Raw genomic sequence first — 17,045 nt, 5'->3', positions numbered from 1 at the left:
ACGCCATGCTGATCGACCGACTGGCCCAGCGCCACCCCGAACTCGCCCAGGCTGCTGGCCTGAACCGACGCCACTTCGTCTCCGCCACCGTGGGTGGCGCCCTGGGCTTGGCCTTGGTGCCCGCAGCCTGGGCCCAAGGCAGCGCCGCGGCGCCCGGCAGCAGCCCCACCGAACAGCCGCTGGCCTTCGTGAGCATCGCCAAAGACGGCACCACCACCGTCTTGTGCAACCGCATGGACATGGGCCAGGGCATCGAAACCGCCCTGGCGCAGATCTGCGCGGAAGAACTGGACGCCGATTGGTCGCGCGTGCGAACCGCCTTCGGCGACCAAAAACCGGCCTATGTGGACCCGCGCATGGGCATGCACCTGACGGGCGGTTCCAACTCGGTGAAGAACAGCTACCAGCAGTACCGCGAGTTGGGCGCGCGCACGCGGGCCATGCTGCTGGATGCAGCGGCCACGGCCTGGGGCGTGCCGATGGCGCAGTTGCGCACCGAGCCGGGTCGCGTGCTGGGGCCGAACGGCCAAGCCGCCGGCTACGGCGAACTGTTCGATGCGGCCATGGCGCGCCCGGTGCCCGCGAAGGTGCCATTGAAGGACCCGAAGGACTTCCGGCTCATCGGCCAGCCCACCGGCTTGACGGTGTCCAAGGCGAAGGCCACCGGAGCGCAGGGGTATGGCATGGACGTGCAGCTGCCTGGCCTGTTGACGGCCGTGGTGCAACGCCCCCCGGTGTTCCGGGGGCGCGTGCGCGGGCACGACGCCAGCGCGGCGCTGAAGGTGCCGGGCGTGCGCGCCGTGCTGCCCGTGCCGTTGGATCGCGGCGGGCAGGGCGTGGCCGTGGTGGGCACCGGCTACTGGCCGGCGCAGCAAGGCCGCTCGGCCCTGAAGGTGGACTGGGACCTGAGCGGGGTGGACGCGGTGGACACCGAGCGCCTGACCGCCGACTACCGGCAACGGGCGCGGCGCGCCGGCACGCCCGTCAAGGCCTTGCAGGCCGACCTGACACCCTTGGCCACGGCACCGCGCAAGCTGGTGGCCGAGTTCGTGTTCCCCTACCTGAACCACGCCCAGATGGAGCCCCTGGCGGTCACGGTGGACCTGCGCCCGGACGGCTGCGATTTGCACTACGCGTCGCAAATGCCCGGCGTCGACGCCGCGGCGGTGGCGGCGGTCACGGGGCTCCCACCCGGGCAGGTCCAAATCCACGTTCAGATGGCGGGTGGCGGCTTCGGTCGGCGGGCCGTGCCGAGCAGCGAGTACGTGATCGAGGCCGTGCAAGTGGCCAAGGCCTTGGCGCAGGCCGGGCAACGCGCCCCGGTGAAGGTGGTGTGGAGCCGCGAGGACGACATCGCCGCCGGGTACTACCGCCCGCTCACGGTGCACCGGGCCGAAATCGGCTTCGGGCCAGACGGGCGCGTGCTGGCCTGGGACCACCGCATCGTCAGCCAAAGCATTGCCAAGGGCACTCCGTTCGAGGGCTTCATGCTGCGCGATGGCGTGGATGGCACCGCCACCGAGGGCATGCGCGAGCCCTATGAGCTGCCGATGGCGCTCAGCGTGCACCACCCGGATGTGAACGTGCCCGTGCTGTGGTGGCGCTCGGTGGGCGCCACGCACACGGCCTACGTGATGGAAACGCTGGTGGATGAGATCGCCCAGGCCACGCGCCAAGACCCGGTGGCCTACCGGATGAAGCTGATGGGCCCCAAGGCCCAACGCCATCGCGCCGCACTGCAGTTGGCGGTGGACCGATCCGGCTACGGCAAACGCCGCCTGAAACCCGGCCAAGCCTGGGGCGTGGCCGTGCACGAAAGCTTCGAATCCGTGGTCGCCTACGTCGTGCTGGCCCGCCTGCAAGGCAAGGGCCAGGACCGCCGCCCGGTGCTGGACGAGGTGCACGCCGGCGTGCACTGCAACCGCTGCGTGAACCCGCGATCGGTCGAGGCGCAGGTGCAGGGCGCCGTCATCATGGCGCTGGGCACCACGATGCCCACGCACCGCATCACCCTCAAAGACGGCGTGGTGCAGCAGCGCAACTTCTACGACATGGCCATGCCGCGCATCGGCGACGCACCCAAGCGGGTGGCGGTGCACATCGTCCCCTCCGACGACCCGCCCACCGGGATGGGCGAGCCGGGCCTGCCCCCATTGGCCCCGGCGCTGGCCAACGCGGTGGCGCGGCTGACCGGACAGCGGCAGCGGGAGTTGCCGTTCCGCTTCGCCTGATGCGTCTGTCCTGGTCCATGGCCAGGTCCCAGGGAGCTGTCGCTTGACACCTGATGCTTGATGCCGCCCAGTTGAAAATGCCAAGCAGATGGCAGCCTGCCGCGCACCGCTGCCAAAGGCGCGACAGGAGATCTGTCAAGCTTGCCGGCCAGGCTCACTCGGCAGTTGGAGCGTCCAAGTGCATCTGCGGGGCGCGGGCGATCAGAAGCCGGCGCAGCAACCTCCGGACGGCAACCCATGCTGCCCATCACCTCGCCCCAACGATCCAACCCTCCAGCGGGTCCAAGTCTGGGGGCAGCCCCCAAGCCGGCTGCTGGGCCGCCCAGGCCGCTTGCAGCAGGCACAGCGCCGCATCCAGCGGGTCGCCGCTGGGGTCGTCCAGCATCAGCGCGTGCAGGTCGTCGGGCCAGTCCATCGCCAGCCCCAGGCCCGCGCCGTCGTGGCGCAGGGCGGCCAGCAAGTCGGCGCGGGCGCTGCGGCGCTCGGCGTCGTCGGTGTTCTTGTAGGAGCGCCGGCCCAGCGCTTGCAGCGCCAGCCAACCGGGGTAAGCCTCCACCGCCAACCGTCTGGGGTCGGCCTGGTGCTGGCCCACCAAGGTCCAGCCCGCAGCCAGCAAACGCGGCAGGCCCTCGTACAACATGTAACCCACCGGCACGTAGCGGGTTTGCAAGGGGCTGGTGGACCGGGCACCACCGGGCAAGGCGGTGTCGCAGCGGCGATGGATCAGGCGCTGCCCCACGGGTCGGGCGTTGCCCCAAGCGTCGATCAGGGCCTGCCACTCGCGGCGGCTGCGATGGCGCAGGGCGGTGGCCACATCGGGCAGCGTGGGCCCCCAACCTTGGGCATCCACGAACGCGCGCGGCAAGCCCAGCGGCAAGTCGAAGCCAGCCACGGCCGGCGCAGTACGCGCCAGCCAGGCCTCGAACACCGGCCAGTCGTGCAAGGGTTTCAACGCGTGCAAGCGCACACCGGAGAATGTGACTTCGCCTTCGGCCAGCCAAATGGGTTTTCGCCGGCTGGGCGAGCTGCTGAAATCAACCCCGAAGCAAGGGAAAGGTGGCATGGATGGATGCTAAAGACTCAACCCCCGAATCCACGTCGGCTCGCTCCATGCCGGTGTTTGAACGGGAACACAGCATCACCCTGAACGGTCAGCCGCTGCGCTACCGCGCCCGCGCCGGCTGGCACGAGATCCGCGAGCCCAAGCAAGGCAAGGATGGCGAGCACGAGGGCGAGCAAGTGCGCGCCAAGCTGTTCGCCATGAGCTACACGCGGCTGGACGTGGACGGCGCCCCACGTCCCTTGCTGTTCGTGGTCAATGGCGGTCCGGGCTCCAGCAGCGTGTGGCTGCACTTGGGCCTGGCGGGCCCGCAGCGCGTGGCCGTGGACGACTTCGGCCGCACCGGCGGCCCGCCCTACGGGCTTGAAGCCAATGACGCTTGCTTGCTGGCCGAGGCCGATCTGGTCTTCATCGACCCCATCGGCACGGGCTTGTCCACCATGCACGAGGGGCAAAAGACCACGGAGTTCCACAGCTACCAGCGCGACCTGGATTCGCTGGCCGAGTTCATCCGCGCCTACTTGACGCGCGAGGACCGCTGGGGCAGCCCCAAGTACTTGATGGGCGAAAGCTACGGCAGCACGCGCGGCGCCGCGCTGGCCCGGCAACTGCAGGAGCAGCACCAGATCTTCCTCAACGGCGTGGTGCTCATCTCGCTGGCGCTGGACTTCCAACTCTTCAGCTTCGACCCGGTCAACGACCTGCCCTACACGCTGTACTTGCCCACCTACGCGGCCACGGCCTGGTTCCACCAGCGTTTGAGCCCCGCCTTGCAGGCCCTGCCGCTGCGCACGCTGTTGGACGAGGTGGAGGCCTTTGCCTTGGGGACGTACGCCAGCGCCTTGCTGCAGGGCGATCGGCTGCCGGCGGGTCAGTTTGACGGCATCGCTCAGCAAGTGGCCGCCTACACGGGCTTGGGCGTGGACGACGTGAAGCGCAGCCGCCTGCGCATCAAGGACGAGCGCTTCTTCAAGGCGCTGCTGCGCGATCAGGGCCTGACCACCGCCCGGCTCGACAGCCGCTTCGTGGGCTGGGACGCCGACGATGCCGGCGAAACCACCGAGGACGACGCCAGCTACACCGCGATGGCGGGCGCCTTCAAGGCCGGCATCCAACAGGTGCTGGCGCAGCAGTTCGGCTGGTCGGGGGAGGCGCCCTACCACCTGCTGGCGCCGCTTTACAAGACCTGGCGTTTCAACGACCACGAGAACAAGTACCTGTCCACCGGCCCGCTGCTGCGCGACGCCCTGCACCGCGACCCCCACCTGCGCGTGTACGTGGCCAGCGGCTACTACGACCTGGCCACGCCCCACGCCGCGGGCGACCACAGCTTGGCGCACTTGGGCCTGAGACCTGGCGTGCGCGAGCGGCTTCAGGTGCGCTATTTCGAGGCTGGACACATGATGTACCTGCATGCACCGTCCCGCCAACAAATGATCGAGGACCTGCGCCGCTTCCTGGCGCCGGTGGAGGCCTCGCTTTGAGCGCCTTGGCGCGGGCGCTGGCCCACCAATCGCGCGGCGAGCACCGGCAGGCGGTGGACGCGCTGCAGGCGCAACTGCCCAGCCTGACGGACGAACAAGACCGCATCGAAGCCCTGCTGGCCCTGACGCGCAGCCTGCCGCGCTTGGGTCGCCTGCCCGAAGCCATGCGGACGGGCACCGAAGCGCTCCACTTGGCCGAGCTGATGGACGACCTGCCTCGGCTGTGCGATGTGCGCGCCGCGATGGCGGCGGTGTACGCCCACATGGAGATCGGCCGCGAGGCCATGGAGCAAGCCCTGGGCGCGCTGGAGTTGGCTCGCAGCTTGTCCGACCTCCCGCGCGAAGGCTGGGCGCTGGCTCGCGTGGGCACCGCCTACCTCGCCCTGGGCGACCCGGTGCAAGCCCGTGAAACCACCCAGCAAGCCCGGGAAATCGCCCAGGCGCAAGGCCTGGTCGAACTCGAGTTCAGTTGCCTGAACAACCAGGCCTATTTCACGGTGGAAGAGGGCGAGCAGCTCACCCGCGAGGGCGACTTCGACCGCCTGCCCATGGTGCAGGCCATGGCGCAAACCTTGGCCCAGGACGCGGTGTCCCTGGCGCAGCGCGAGAACCAACCGTATTGGCAAGCCCTGGCCCTGAGCAACCTCGTCGACGCGCTGCTGCAAAGCGGCGATTGCGCCCGCGCCGAGCCCCTGCTCCTGGCCGAGATGGAGATGGCCGAGCGCGGGGGCTTCGCCACCATCGCGCTGGAAGCGCGGCTTCAAAACGCCCAACTGGCCGCCGCGCGGGGGCAAACGGACGAGGCCTTGTCGCTGGCCGAAGACCTGCTGCACGACAACCACCCCGGCAAGGCGCGGCGGCTGGAGCGACGCACCCTGCAACTGCTCTACCAAGCCTGCAAACAGCGGGGTCGCTCCGACGCCGCCTTGCACCACCTGGAACGTTTGCTCGATGCCGAGCGTCGCGCCATGCGCCAAGGGCAAGCCCTGCAAACGCAGGTGTTGCTCATCCGCCAAGAGATTCAATCGGCCATGACCCGCGCCGCGCACGCGCAAGCCGATGCCCAGGCCGCACGGCAGCGCGCCCAGTGGCTGGAGATGGAGCAACAGCGCCTGCAGGAACGCCTGCTGCGCACCGAGCGCGCCGCCCTGGAAGACTGGCTGACTCGGCTGGCCAACCGCCGACACGCCGAAGACGCCCTGCCCTGGCTGCTGCAGCGCACCCACACCGAGCCTTTGGCCCTGGCCCTGCTCGACATCGACCACTTCAAGCAAGTGAACGACCGCTTTGGTCACGCCGTGGGCGACCGCGTGCTGCGCGAGTTTGCCGACTTGCTGCGCCAGCAACTGCGCGGCGCCGACCTGCTGGCTCGGTGGGGGGGCGAGGAATTCGTCTTGGCCTTGGCGGGCCAGGGCGCTCGGCAGGCCATGAACATCCTGGAGCGCTTGCGCCGCACCGTCCAAAGCCACCCTTGGCACCACCTGGCCGAGGGCCTGGCGGTGACAACGTCCATCGGCTTCACCTTGCAACCGGTGGGCCCGCAGCCGCCGGTGTGGCCGGTGGTGATGCAGCGGGCCGACCAGGCGCTCTACCGCGCCAAAGCCGGTGGCCGCAACCAGGTGGCCAGCGCCTGAGGCCCGCTCAAAGCCACCCGCTCAAAGCCGTTGGCGCCCCGCCACCCATACCGCCGACCACAGCGGCCCCGCGCTGGCAAACACCAGGGCGTCCCACCAGTGCGCCATGGGCACGCTGTCGAGGTCGGCGGTGGCCAAGTCCACCATCAAGGCATCGGCCCGCGCGCCGCTGCGCAAGCCCCAGGTGGCGTAGCCGGCAGCCGGCCCCGAGCCCGCGCGCATCGCCTCCAGCAATCGCGCGCCCGTGCTGGGCTGCACGCCCGGCGCCGCGCACACGTTGCGGCGCCGGTGGCGCAGGCGTTGGCCGTACTCGAGCCACCGCAACTCCTCGCGCCATTCCCGGCTGACCTGGCTGTCGCTGCCCACGCTCAGGGGCACACCGGCGTCCAGCCAGCCGGGCACGTCGGTGAAGCCATCGCCCAGGTTGGCTTCGGTGCTGGGGCACAGCACCACCCCGGCGCAGCAAGCCGCCACGGCATCGATCTCGTGCGGCAGGGCGTGGGTGGCATGCACCAGCTGCCAGCGGGCGTCCAGCATGCCATGGGCGCAGAGCCACTCCAAAGGCCGCTGGCCGTGGGTGCGCAAGCAATCGTCCACCTCGCGCAGTTGCTCGGCCACGTGGATGTGGATGGGGCACTCGGCGTGATCGGCCAGGCTCAACACGGCCCGCAAGTCTTCCGGGTGCGCTGCGCGCAGCGAATGCAAGGCCACCCCGGCGCGCAGCAGCGGCCGGCCGCTGGCCTGCAGGCGCTGCTGGGCGCGCCACACCCAATCGGCCCCAGCCGCAAAGCGCCGCTGCTCGGGCCGCAGCCCGGGTTGATCGAAGCCTTGGTGGGCGTACAGCGTGGGCAGCACGGTCAGGCCGATGCCCACCGCCTCGGCGGCATCGGCCAGGGCCCAGGCCATGGCCAGTTCGTCCTCGTAGGGTTGGCCATCGGGCGCATGGTGCAGGTAGTGGAACTCGACCACCTGCGTGTAGCCCCCGCGCAGCAGCTCGCCGTAGAGCTGCGTGGCCACGCGGCGCAGGCTGTCGGGCGAGAGCGCCAGGGCCGTGCCGTACATGGCCTCGCGCCAGCTCCAAAAATCGTCCTCGCCGGCGTGTTCACGCACCTCGGTCAGGCCGGCCATGGCGCGCTGAAACGCATGGCTGTGGGCGTTCACCAAGCTGGGCACCAGCGCGCCGTGCAGCACCCGGGTGCCCTCGGGCGGCTGCACCACGCCGCTGGCGATGGCGCCCCAACGCCCATCGGGCTGGATGGGCAGCAGCACTTGCTGGCGCCAGCGGCCGTCCACCCAGGCCCAGGGGGCCCACAGGGCCGTGTCCGTCAAGGGGTCAGCGGCGCTCATCGGGCGGCAGTCTCCAAGTAGGTGCGCAGCAGCGCGGTCAACAGCGGTTGCAGCTCGGCCACGCGCTCGGGGCGCAGCGGGCGGGGCGTGGGGTGGGCCTTGTCTTCCAGCATGTAGATGGCCTGAACCATTTCCATCTGGATGGCCTGCACGCCCTCCATCGGGCGACCGTAGTGGCGGGTGATGTGACCGCCCTTGAAGCGGCCGTCCACCACCTGCGTGTAGCGGGTTTGCGCGGCCAGCACGGCACCCAGGGCCTCGCGCACGGCCGGCTTGCAGCTGGCGCCGCTCGCGGTGCCCAGGTTGAGGTCGGGCAGGCGGCCCTCGAACAGCCAGGGCAGCTCGCTCTCGATGCTGTGGCCGTCCCACAGCAGCGCGTGGCCGTGCCGCGCCTTCAGGCGCGCCAACTCGCCCGCCAGGGCCTGGTGGTAGGGGCGCCAGTGGCTGTCCACACGGCGGGCCTGCTCGGCCGCGTCGGGGGCGCGGCCGTCTTGGTAGATCGGCGTGCCGTCGAAGAATCGCGTGGGGCACAGCTCGGTGTTGTTCGCCCCGGGGTACATGGGCGCGTTGTCGGCCGGGCGGTTCAGGTCGATCCAGTAGCGGGAGGCCTCGGGCACCAGCAGGCTGGCGCCCAGGGCCTGCGCGATGGGGGCGTACACGGCCTCGAGGTGCCAGTCGGTGTCCTCGCTGGCCAGGGCGCGCGGGCGGTAGGCGCTGCGGCCCTCCGCAGGGATGACCGTGCCCACGTGGGGCAGGCTGATGAGCAGCGGGGCGCTGCCCGGGATCAGGCGGTAGACACTCATGCGGCGAGCCTCCCGTCGGCCCGGCCGGCGTGCACGCGCTCCAGCAGCGGGCGGTGGCCCAGCCAGTAGCTCAGCTCCCGCGGGTGCTCCACGTCCCACACGGAGAAGTCGGCGCGCAGGCCGGCCTGCAGGCGGCCGCGGTCGTGCAGGCCCAGGGCTTTCGCGGCCACATGGGTGCAGCCGCGCAGCGCCTCTTCGGGCGTCAGACCGAACAGGGTGCAGGCCAAATTCATCATCAGCGTGAGCGACAGCGCGGGCGAGCTGCCGGGGTTGTGGTCGGTGGCCACGGCCATGGGCACGCCGGCGGCGCGCAGGGCGGCCACGGGGGGCAGGTGGGTGTCTTTGAGCGTGAGGTAGGCGCCAGGCAGCAGCACGGCCACGGTGCCGGCCTGGGCCATGGCCTGGATGCCGGCCTCGCTCAGCCACTCCAGGTGGTCGGCGCTCAGCGCGCCGAACTCGGCGGCCAGCGCGGCGCCGCCTTGGTCGCTGAGTTGCTCGGCGTGCAGCTTCACGGGCAGGCCCAGGCCTTCGGCGTGCTGGAACAGGCGCGTGACCTGCCCCGGCGTGAAGCCGATGCGCTCGCAGAACGCGTCGACCGCGTCCACCAGGCCTTCGGCGTGCAGGGTGTCGAGCCACTGGCAGGCGGCTTCGGTGTAGCCATCGCGAGCGTCACCCGGTCGGCCATCGAACTCCGGCGGCACCGCGTGCAGGGCCAGGTAGGTGCTGCGCACGTCCATGCCCTCCCTCCCCAGCCGACGGGCGACACGCAGCATGCGGCGCTCGTCGTCCAGGCTCAGGCCGTAGCCACTCTTCACCTCAACCGTGGTCACGCCGTCGGCCTGGAGCTGGCGCAGGCGCCGCGCGGCAGCTTGGCACAGTGCCTCCTCGTCCAGCGAGCGCGTGGCCGCCACGGTGCTGCGGATGCCGCCGCCCGCGCGGGCGATCTGCTCGTAGCTCACCCCTTGCAGGCGCAGTTCGTGCTCGTGGGCGCGGGTACCGCCGTACACCAGGTGCGTGTGGCAGTCCACCAGGCCCGGCGTGACCCAGGCGTTGTCCACGTGCACCTCGTCGTTCACGCGGGACGCCCATTCGGGCGGCAGTTCGGGCAGCGGGCCCACCCAGGCCAGGCGGTCGCCCTGGACGACGAGGCAGGCGTTGTCGATGGCGCCCCAAGCCGCATCGCCGGCGAGCGTGGCGGCGCGCAGGTCGCGCCACAGGGTGATGGGCAGGTCGGGGCTCGAACTCACGTTGTGACTTTTCCTTGCAGCACGTAGCGGTCGCCCGGGTGCACCAGCCGCACCCAACTGACTGGACCTTCGTGGCTGTGGGTCAGGCGCTGCACCACCAGGCAGGGCTGGGCGTCGCCACGTTTCAAACTCAGGCCCAGCAACCGGGCCTCATGGGGCTGCGCCAGCGCGGCCTCGATTTGAACCTCGGCCCCCACCAGGGGCGCCACCGCCAGCAGATAGGCGGTGGGCGTGACCCGACCGAAGTCCTGCTTCAGGTACTGCGGCGCCCGCGCCGGGTGCACCCAGCGCGACTCGACCTGCAGCGGCACGCCGTTGTCCAGGTGCAGCAGCTGACTGTAGAAGGCCGTGCCGCCCTTGCGCAGCTGCAGCGCCGCGGCCACCGCCGGGGGCGGCGTTTGGCGGTCCAGCGCCAGCACCTGGGCCTGGTGAACGTGCCCGCGCTCGGCGATTTGCTCGTGCACGTCGCGCACCTGCAGGGTGGCGGCCAGGCGCTCCAACGGCGCCACGAAGCTGCCCGAGCCCTTGACCCGCCGCACCAGGCCTTGCGCGTGCAGCTCCGTCAGCGCGCGGTTCACGGTCATGCGGCTCAGGCCGAAATGGGCCACCAGCTCGGCCTCGCTGGGCAGGCGATCGCCCACGCGCCAGCGGCCCTGGGTGATGCCCTCGCGCAGCCAGCGCTGCACGGTCAGGTAGGCGGGGTCGGGTGGCGCAGTGGGGCTCGGCATGGCCACCATCGTATGCCGGCTTGACGTCACTTGTCTATACAACTTACCATGCCCGCCAGCTTACTGACCGGAGCCTTCCCATGAGCGGACCTCGGACCGTGCGCGCCCCCCGCGGCAGCACCCTCACCTGCAAGAACTGGCTGACCGAAGCCGCTTACCGGATGATCCAGAACAACCTCGACCCCGAGGTGGCCGAGCGCCCCGAGGACCTGGTGGTCTATGGCGGCATCGGCAAGGCCGCGCGCAACTGGGAGGCCTTCGACCGCATCCTGGCCACGCTGAAAGACCTGAACGCCGACGAGACCCTGCTCGTTCAAAGCGGCAAGCCTGTGGGCGTGTTCCCCACGCACGCAGGAGCCCCGCGCGTGCTGCTGGCCAACAGCAACCTGGTGCCGCACTGGGCCACCTGGGAGCACTTCAACGAGCTCGACCGCCAGGGGCTGATGATGTACGGCCAGATGACCGCCGGCAGCTGGATCTACATCGGCACGCAGGGCATCGTGCAGGGCACCTACGAAACCTTCGCCGAGGCGGCGCGCCAGCACTACGGCGGCGTGGCCCAGGGCAAGTGGGTGCTGACCGCCGGCTTGGGCGGCATGGGCGGCGCGCAGCCGCTGGCCGCCACCTTCGCCGGCTTCAGCTCGCTCAACATCGAGTGCCAGCAAAGCCGCATCGACTTCCGCCTCAAGACCCGCTACGTGGACGAGCAGGCGCGCGACCTGGACGACGCCATCGAACGCCTGCGCCGCTACGGCGCCGAAGGCAAGGCCATCTCGATCGCGCTGCTGGGCAACGCCGCCGAGGTGCTGCCCGAGCTGGTGAAGCGCGTGCGCGCCGGCAGCGCCCCGCAGCCGCACATCGTGACCGACCAAACCTCGGCCCACGACCTGCTCAACGGCTACCTGCCGGCAGGCTGGACCGTCGAGCAGTGGCGCGCCGCCGCGGCCGACCCGGCCCAGCACGCCACGCTCAAGGCCGCCGCCGCGCAAGGCTGCGGCGTCCATGTGCAGGCCATGCTGGACTTCCAAGCCATGGGCGTGCCCACGGTGGATTACGGCAACAACATCCGCCAGGTGGCGCTGGACCAAGGCGTGAAGAACGCCTTCGACTTCCCCGGCTTCGTGCCCGCCTACGTGCGCCCGCAGTTCTGCGAGGGCCGCGGCCCCTTCCGCTGGGTGGCGCTCTCGGGCGACCCGGAAGACATCGCCAAGACCGACGCCAAGATCAAAGAGCTGTTCCCCAACGAAGCCCGCGTGCACCGTTGGCTGGACATGGCCGCCGAACGCATCGCCTTCCAGGGCCTGCCCGCGCGCATCTGCTGGCTGGGCCTGGGCCAGCGCCACCTAGCCGGCTTGGCCTTCAACGAGATGGTGGCCAAGGGCGAGCTGAAGGCCCCCATCGTCATCGGCCGCGACCACCTGGACTGCGGCAGCGTGGCCAGCCCCAACCGCGAGACCGAGGCCATGCAAGACGGCAGCGACGCCGTGAGCGACTGGCCTCTGCTGAACGCCATGCTCAACACCGCCGGCGGCGCCACCTGGGTGAGTCTGCACCACGGCGGCGGCGTGGGCATGGGCTTCAGCCAGCACAGCGGCGTGGTCATCGTGGCCGACGGCACGCCCGAGGCCGCCGAGCGCCTGAAGCGCGTGCTGTGGAACGACCCCGGCACGGGCGTGATGCGCCATGCCGACGCCGGCTACGACCTCGCCAAGGCCTGCGCCCGCACGCAAGGCCTCAACCTCCCTTCCCTGTGAACGCCATGCAGCTCCAACCCGGACACCTCACCCTCGCGCAACTGCGCGTCATCGCCGACGGCACCGAGCCGCTGGCGCTCACCGACTGGTCCGCCCTGGACGCCAGCGCCGCCCTCGTGGCCGCCGCGGCCGCGGGCGACGCGCCGGTCTACGGTGTCAACACCGGCTTCGGCAAGCTGGCCAGCACACGCATCGCCAAAGACCAACTGGCCGCGCTGCAGCTCAACCTCATCCGCAGCCACAGCGTGGGCGTGGGCGCCCCGATGTCGCCGCCCGTCGTGCGCCTGATGCTGGCCACCAAGGCCGCCAGCCTGGCCCGCGGCTACAGCGGCGTGCGCCGCGAGGTGGTGCAGTCCCTGCTGGACGCCTTCAACGCCGGCTTCGTCCCCTACATCCCGGCCCAAGGCTCGGTGGGCGCCAGTGGCGACCTGGCCCCCTTGTCGCACATGACCCTGGCCCTGATGGGCGAGGGCGAGGCCCTGGTGGACGGCCAACGCCGCCCCGCCCTGGCCGAGCTGCAACGCCTGGGCCTGAGGCCCCTGACCCTGGCCGCCAAGGAAGGCCTGGCGCTCATCAACGGCACGCAGGCCAGCACCGCCTTGGCCCTGCACGCCCTGCTGCGCTTCGACACCCTGTTCGCCACGGCGCTGGCCGCCGGTGCCATGACCCTGGACGCCGCACGCGGCAGCGACGGGCCCTTCGACCCCCGCATCCACGCCGTGCGCGGCCAGCCGGGCCAGATCGAGACCGCGGCCGTGTACCGCGAGCTGCTGGCCGGCAGCGAGATCCGCCAAAGTCACAAAGAAGGCGACGAGCGCGTGCAAGACCCCTACTGCCTGCGCTGCCAGCCCCAGGTGATGGGCGCCTGCCTGGACCAAGCCCGCCACACCGCCGAGGTGCTGGTGCGCGAGGCCAACGCCGTGACCGACAACCCTCTCGTCTTCGACGACTGCATGGACGCCGACGCCGGGCCGCCCCAAGGCGGCGAGCCCCCTCGGGGGGCAGCCCCGCAGGGGCGTGGGGGCCTTGTTTCAGGCGGCAACTTCCACGCCGAGCCCGTGGCCCTGGCCGCCGACGGCCTGGCCCTGGCCATTGCCGAGGTAGGCGCCATCGCCGAGCGCCGCATCGCCATGCTGATCGACCCCGGCATCAGCCGCCTGCCGCCCTTCCTGACGGCCGACGCCGGCCTGCACAGCGGCTTCATGATTGCCCACGTCACCGCCGCCGCCCTGGCCAGCGAGAACAAGAGCCTGGCCCACCCCGCCAGCGTGGACAGCCTGCCCACCAGCGCCAACCAGGAAGACCACGTCAGCATGGCCACCTTCGCGGCCCGCCGCCTGCACGCCATGATCGACAACACCGCGCACATCGTGGCCATCGAGCTGCTGGCCGCCGCGCAGGGCATCGACTTCCTGCGCCCGCTGCGCAGCTCCGCCCCCGTGGAGGCCTTGTACGAGCGCCTGCGCCAAGACTGCGCCAGCTATCCCGTCGACCACTATCTGGCGCCCGACATCGAGCGCGCCGCGGCCCTGGTGCAAGGCGGGGCGCTGCAGGCGCCGGGGGCGCCACGCCTCGCGTGATGAGCGAGGCCCGGCGCGAGGGCGTCGAACCTTCCGCCCGAACGGCTGCTGAGGCATGAGCACGCACCCCAAGCTCCGTTCGCCCTGAGGTATCGAAGGGCTCGCACGGGCTCTCGACCCCTCAGGCCAAGCGGGAACGGAGTGCGGTCGATCGGGGGGCCACACCGCCCACTCGCCGTTCAAGAAGACAATCGCGCCCTTCTCCGTTCAAGACGCTCTGCCATGCCTTCCATCGCCATCGGCCCCGCCATTTCCGTCGACAACCGCAAGCCCTTCGTCTTGTTCGGCGGCATGAACGTGCTCGAGTCGCTGGACCTGGCGCTTCGCACCTGCGAGGCCTACGTGCAGGTCACGCAAAAGCTCGGCATCCCTTACGTCTTCAAGGCCAGCTTCGACAAGGCCAACCGCAGCAGCATCCACAGCTACCGCGGCCCCGGCCTGGAAGAAGGCCTGAAGATTTTTGAGGCGGTTAAGAGTCGCTTCGGCGTGCCCTGCATCACCGACGTGCACGAGCCCCACCAGTGCCAGCCCGTGGCCGAGGTGGTGGACGTGCTGCAACTGCCCGCCTTCCTGGCCCGCCAGACCGACCTCGTCGTGGCCCTGGCCAAGACCGGCCGCGTCATCAACATCAAGAAGCCGCAGTTCCTGAGCCCCTCGCAGATGAAGAACATCTGCGAGAAGTTCCAGGAAGCCGGCAACGACCAGCTCATCCTGTGCGACCGCGGTACTTGCTTCGGCTACGACAACCTCGTGGTCGACATGCTGGGCTTCGGGGTGATGAAGAAGCACTGCGGCGACCTGCCCGTCATCTTCGACGTGACCCACGCGCTGCAGCAGCGCGAGTCGGGTGCCGCCGCCAGCGGCGGCCGCCGCGAGCAGGTGGCCGACCTGGCCCGCGCCGGCATGGCCGTGGGTCTGGCCGGCCTGTTCCTGGAAGCCCACCCCAACCCGGCCGAAGCCAAGTGCGACGGCCCCAGCGCCCTGCCCTTGGCCCAGCTAGAGCCCTTCTTGGCGCAGGTCAAGGCGGTGGACGATTTGGTGAAGTCGTTCGCGCCATTGGCCATCGGCTGAGACCGTCGAGCCGGGCGCAACGCGGCGCCCGCCCGCACGGAACGGATCACGCCGCGGCTGAACCCACAGCGCGCGCCACGTCACTCACCTGCCCGTCGCGCACCTGCACCACACGCTGCGCCCCGGCAATCGTCTCGGGTCGGTGGGCAATGATCAGCCGGGTCAGGTTCATCTGCGCCAGTTGCGCCGTCACCGCGCGCTCGTTGTGCAGGTCCAAGTGGCTGGTGGCCTCGTCCAGCGCCAGCACCTTGGGGTTCTTGTAGAGGGCACGGGCCAGAAGCAGGCGCTGCTTCTGGCCACCGCTCAGGCCGGTGCCCAAGTCGCCCACCAGGGTTTGGTAGCCCATGGGCATCTTGGCGATGTCGTCGTGCAGCTGCGCCAGCTGCGCACACGCCTGCACGCGCTCGTGGTCGGTGGTGACATCGAAGAAGGCGATGTTGTCGGTCAGCGAACCGGTCAACAGCACGTCTTCTTGCATCACGGTGCCAATCTGGCGGCGGAAGTTCTGCAGGCCAATGTGCTGGATGCGCTGACCGCCGTACAGCACCTCGCCCTCGGTGGGCTGTAGCAGCCCCAAGGCGATCTTGAGCAGCGTGGTTTTGCCCGCGCCACTGGGGCCGGTGACAGCCACGCTCTCCCCCGCCTCGATCTTGAAGTTCGCCTCCTTCAGCACCCAGGGCTCACCCTCGGCGTAGCGGAAGCCCACGTTGCGCAGCTCGATGCTGGCCGGCAGGTGCGCCAAGTCGCTCTCCGGCAGCGCGTCGCGCTCGGGCGGCTCCAAGGCGATGTCGGCCAAGCGCTCGCTGTGCAGGCTCAGCATCTTCAGCTCCACCGCGTAGTTGATGAGGGCCGATACCCGCCCGGTGAACTGCCCCTTGTAGGCAATGAAGGCGAACAACATGCCCACGGTGAAGCTGGGCGTGCCGCCGAGCTGGCCGTCCAGGATGAGTTTGCCGCCCACCCAGAACACCAACAGGTTCTCCAACCCAAAAATGGCCGTGTTGGCGGTGCTGAAACCAATGCCCAGCTTGGCCGTGCGCACGTCGCGGTTCTGCACGTCCACCACCAGGTTTTGCCAGCGGGCGCGGCGCTCCTCTTCGCGGCCAAACAGCTTCAGCGGCGTGATGGCGCGCAGCGTTTCCAAAAAATGGGTGTTCTCTTTGGCCGCCATCACCAAGCGCTCGGCGGCGGCGTCGCGCAGCGGCGCGTACATCGCCCAGCGCAGCAAGCCGTAGGCCACCACGGCCCCCACCACGATGCCCGCCAACTGCGGCGCATAGATCAACATCATCACCAACGCCGCCACGGCCATCAGGCCGTCCAGCACGGCCTCAATGGCGGCAGTCGTAAGCGTTCTCTGGATGGCATTCACGGCGCCAAAACGCGAGGTGATGTCGCCCAGGTGGCGCTTCTCGAAGAAGCTCGTGGGCAGGCGCACCAAGTGCGCGAACACATTGCCCATCCATTGCAGCGACAGCGTTTGCCCCAGCACCATCACCATCCAGGAGCGAGCCAGGGCCAACAGGGTTTGGATGATGAGCAAGAGCCCGAAACCCAGCACGATGACGGTGAGCAGGGGCCGGTCGCCCGAGGTCAGCACATCGTCCACGATGAGCTGGTTCATCAGCGGCGCCACGATGGCGAACAGCTCCAGCACCACAGCCACCGCAAAGATCTGGAACAGCGAGCGCTTCAGGCCCACCACCTTGCCGGTGAGCTGCTTCAGGCTCACGCGGGGGGCCGCTTCTTGCTTCTTGAAATCGGCGTTGGGCGTCAGCTCCAACGCCACGCCGGTGAAGTGGCGGGAGATTTCCGCCGTGGTCAGGTGCCGCTCGCCCACAGCGGGGTCGAGGATCACCGCGCCTTTGCGCGTCACCCTCTTGAGCACCACGAAGTGGTTCAGGTCCCAGTGCAGCACGCATGGGGTTTGGAGCTGGTTCAGTTCCTCCAAATCCAGGCGAAGTGGTCGGACCTGCAAATGACCCAACCCGTTGTTTTTGAATGACTTTCGGGTGATTTCGGATGGTCGAAACTCCCGGAATTCAATTCAATGGGCGGCATTTCCTGGGAGATCGAGGACAGCATCCGATGGCCACCGACGACTTC

12 protein-coding genes are annotated in these 17,045 nt (G+C 69.9%); 6 read left to right on the top strand and 6 right to left on the bottom strand.

Annotation, left to right across the window (positions count from 1 at the left end):
• The first annotated feature begins 5 nt into the window (after nt 1-5).
• Entirely contained in the window at nt 6-2,231 is a 2,226-nt protein-coding gene (locus tag O9335_RS15135) for a molybdopterin cofactor-binding domain-containing protein (RefSeq protein ID WP_298389594.1), read from the top strand.
• 247 nt (nt 2,232-2,478) lie between these two features.
• Here the strand turns inward: O9335_RS15135 and O9335_RS15130 are convergent, their stop codons facing one another.
• The gene (locus O9335_RS15130; protein WP_298389593.1) at nt 2,479-3,198 is read right to left on the bottom strand and encodes a DUF429 domain-containing protein; all 720 of its coding nucleotides are present in this window, start codon (nt 3,196-3,198) and stop codon (nt 2,479-2,481) included.
• 143 nt (nt 3,199-3,341) lie between these two features.
• Between O9335_RS15130 and O9335_RS15125 the strand changes: the two genes are divergently transcribed.
• Together O9335_RS15125 and O9335_RS15120 are read left to right on the top strand one after the other, a co-directional pair.
• A complete protein-coding gene (locus O9335_RS15125) occupies nt 3,342-4,775 on the top strand; it encodes a peptidase S10 (protein ID WP_298389591.1) in 1,434 nt (477 codons plus the stop codon).
• The gene (locus tag O9335_RS15120) at nt 4,772-6,409 is read left to right on the top strand and encodes a diguanylate cyclase (protein ID WP_298389589.1); all 1,638 of its coding nucleotides are present in this window, start codon (nt 4,772-4,774) and stop codon (nt 6,407-6,409) included. Before O9335_RS15125 ends, O9335_RS15120 begins: the two co-directional genes overlap by 4 nt.
• 21 nt (nt 6,410-6,430) lie before the next feature.
• On the opposite strand, the gene hutF is transcribed toward O9335_RS15120, so the two are convergent.
• Genes hutF through O9335_RS15100 form a run of 4 tightly spaced genes read right to left on the bottom strand, consistent with a single transcriptional unit; the run spans nt 6,431 to nt 10,534 of the window.
• The gene (hutF, locus tag O9335_RS15115; RefSeq protein WP_298389586.1) at nt 6,431-7,756 is read right to left on the bottom strand and encodes a formimidoylglutamate deiminase; all 1,326 of its coding nucleotides are present in this window, start codon (nt 7,754-7,756) and stop codon (nt 6,431-6,433) included.
• Nucleotides 7,753-8,559 (bottom strand): N-formylglutamate deformylase, encoded by an 807-nt coding sequence (hutG, locus tag O9335_RS15110; RefSeq protein ID WP_298389584.1) that lies wholly within the window; start codon nt 8,557-8,559, stop codon nt 7,753-7,755. Before hutG ends, hutF begins: the two co-directional genes overlap by 4 nt.
• Nucleotides 8,556-9,806 carry an imidazolonepropionase gene (hutI, locus tag O9335_RS15105; RefSeq protein WP_298389582.1) on the bottom strand — a complete coding sequence of 417 codons (1,251 nt, stop codon included), beginning with the start codon at nt 9,804-9,806 and terminating at the stop codon, nt 8,556-8,558. The genes hutG and hutI overlap by 4 nt, the downstream gene beginning before the upstream one ends.
• A complete protein-coding gene (locus O9335_RS15100) occupies nt 9,803-10,534 on the bottom strand; it encodes a UTRA domain-containing protein (protein ID WP_298389580.1) in 732 nt (243 codons plus the stop codon). Before O9335_RS15100 ends, hutI begins: the two co-directional genes overlap by 4 nt.
• 80 nt (nt 10,535-10,614) lie before the next feature.
• On the opposite strand from O9335_RS15100, the gene hutU reads away from it, so the two are divergent.
• The 3 genes from hutU (at nt 10,615) to kdsA (ending at nt 14,939) form a co-directional block, all read left to right on the top strand.
• Nucleotides 10,615-12,288 (top strand): urocanate hydratase, encoded by a 1,674-nt coding sequence (gene hutU, locus O9335_RS15095; protein WP_298389578.1) that lies wholly within the window; start codon nt 10,615-10,617, stop codon nt 12,286-12,288.
• Nucleotides 12,289-12,293: 5 nt separating this feature from the next.
• A complete protein-coding gene (gene hutH / locus O9335_RS15090) occupies nt 12,294-13,868 on the top strand; it encodes a histidine ammonia-lyase (protein WP_298389576.1) in 1,575 nt (524 codons plus the stop codon).
• A gap of 222 nt (nt 13,869-14,090) precedes the next feature.
• Entirely contained in the window at nt 14,091-14,939 is an 849-nt protein-coding gene (gene kdsA, locus O9335_RS15085) for a 3-deoxy-8-phosphooctulonate synthase (protein ID WP_298389574.1), read from the top strand.
• 46 nt (nt 14,940-14,985) lie between these two features.
• Here the strand turns inward: kdsA and O9335_RS15080 are convergent, their stop codons facing one another.
• A complete protein-coding gene (locus tag O9335_RS15080; RefSeq protein ID WP_298389572.1) occupies nt 14,986-16,917 on the bottom strand; it encodes a peptidase domain-containing ABC transporter in 1,932 nt (643 codons plus the stop codon).
• Nucleotides 16,918-17,045: the final 128 nt, after the last annotated feature.

The organism is Inhella sp. (assembly GCF_027532025.1).
Lineage (GTDB): Bacteria > Pseudomonadota > Gammaproteobacteria > Burkholderiales > Burkholderiaceae_C > Inhella.
This window is presented reverse-complemented; position numbering and strand designations above follow the sequence as displayed.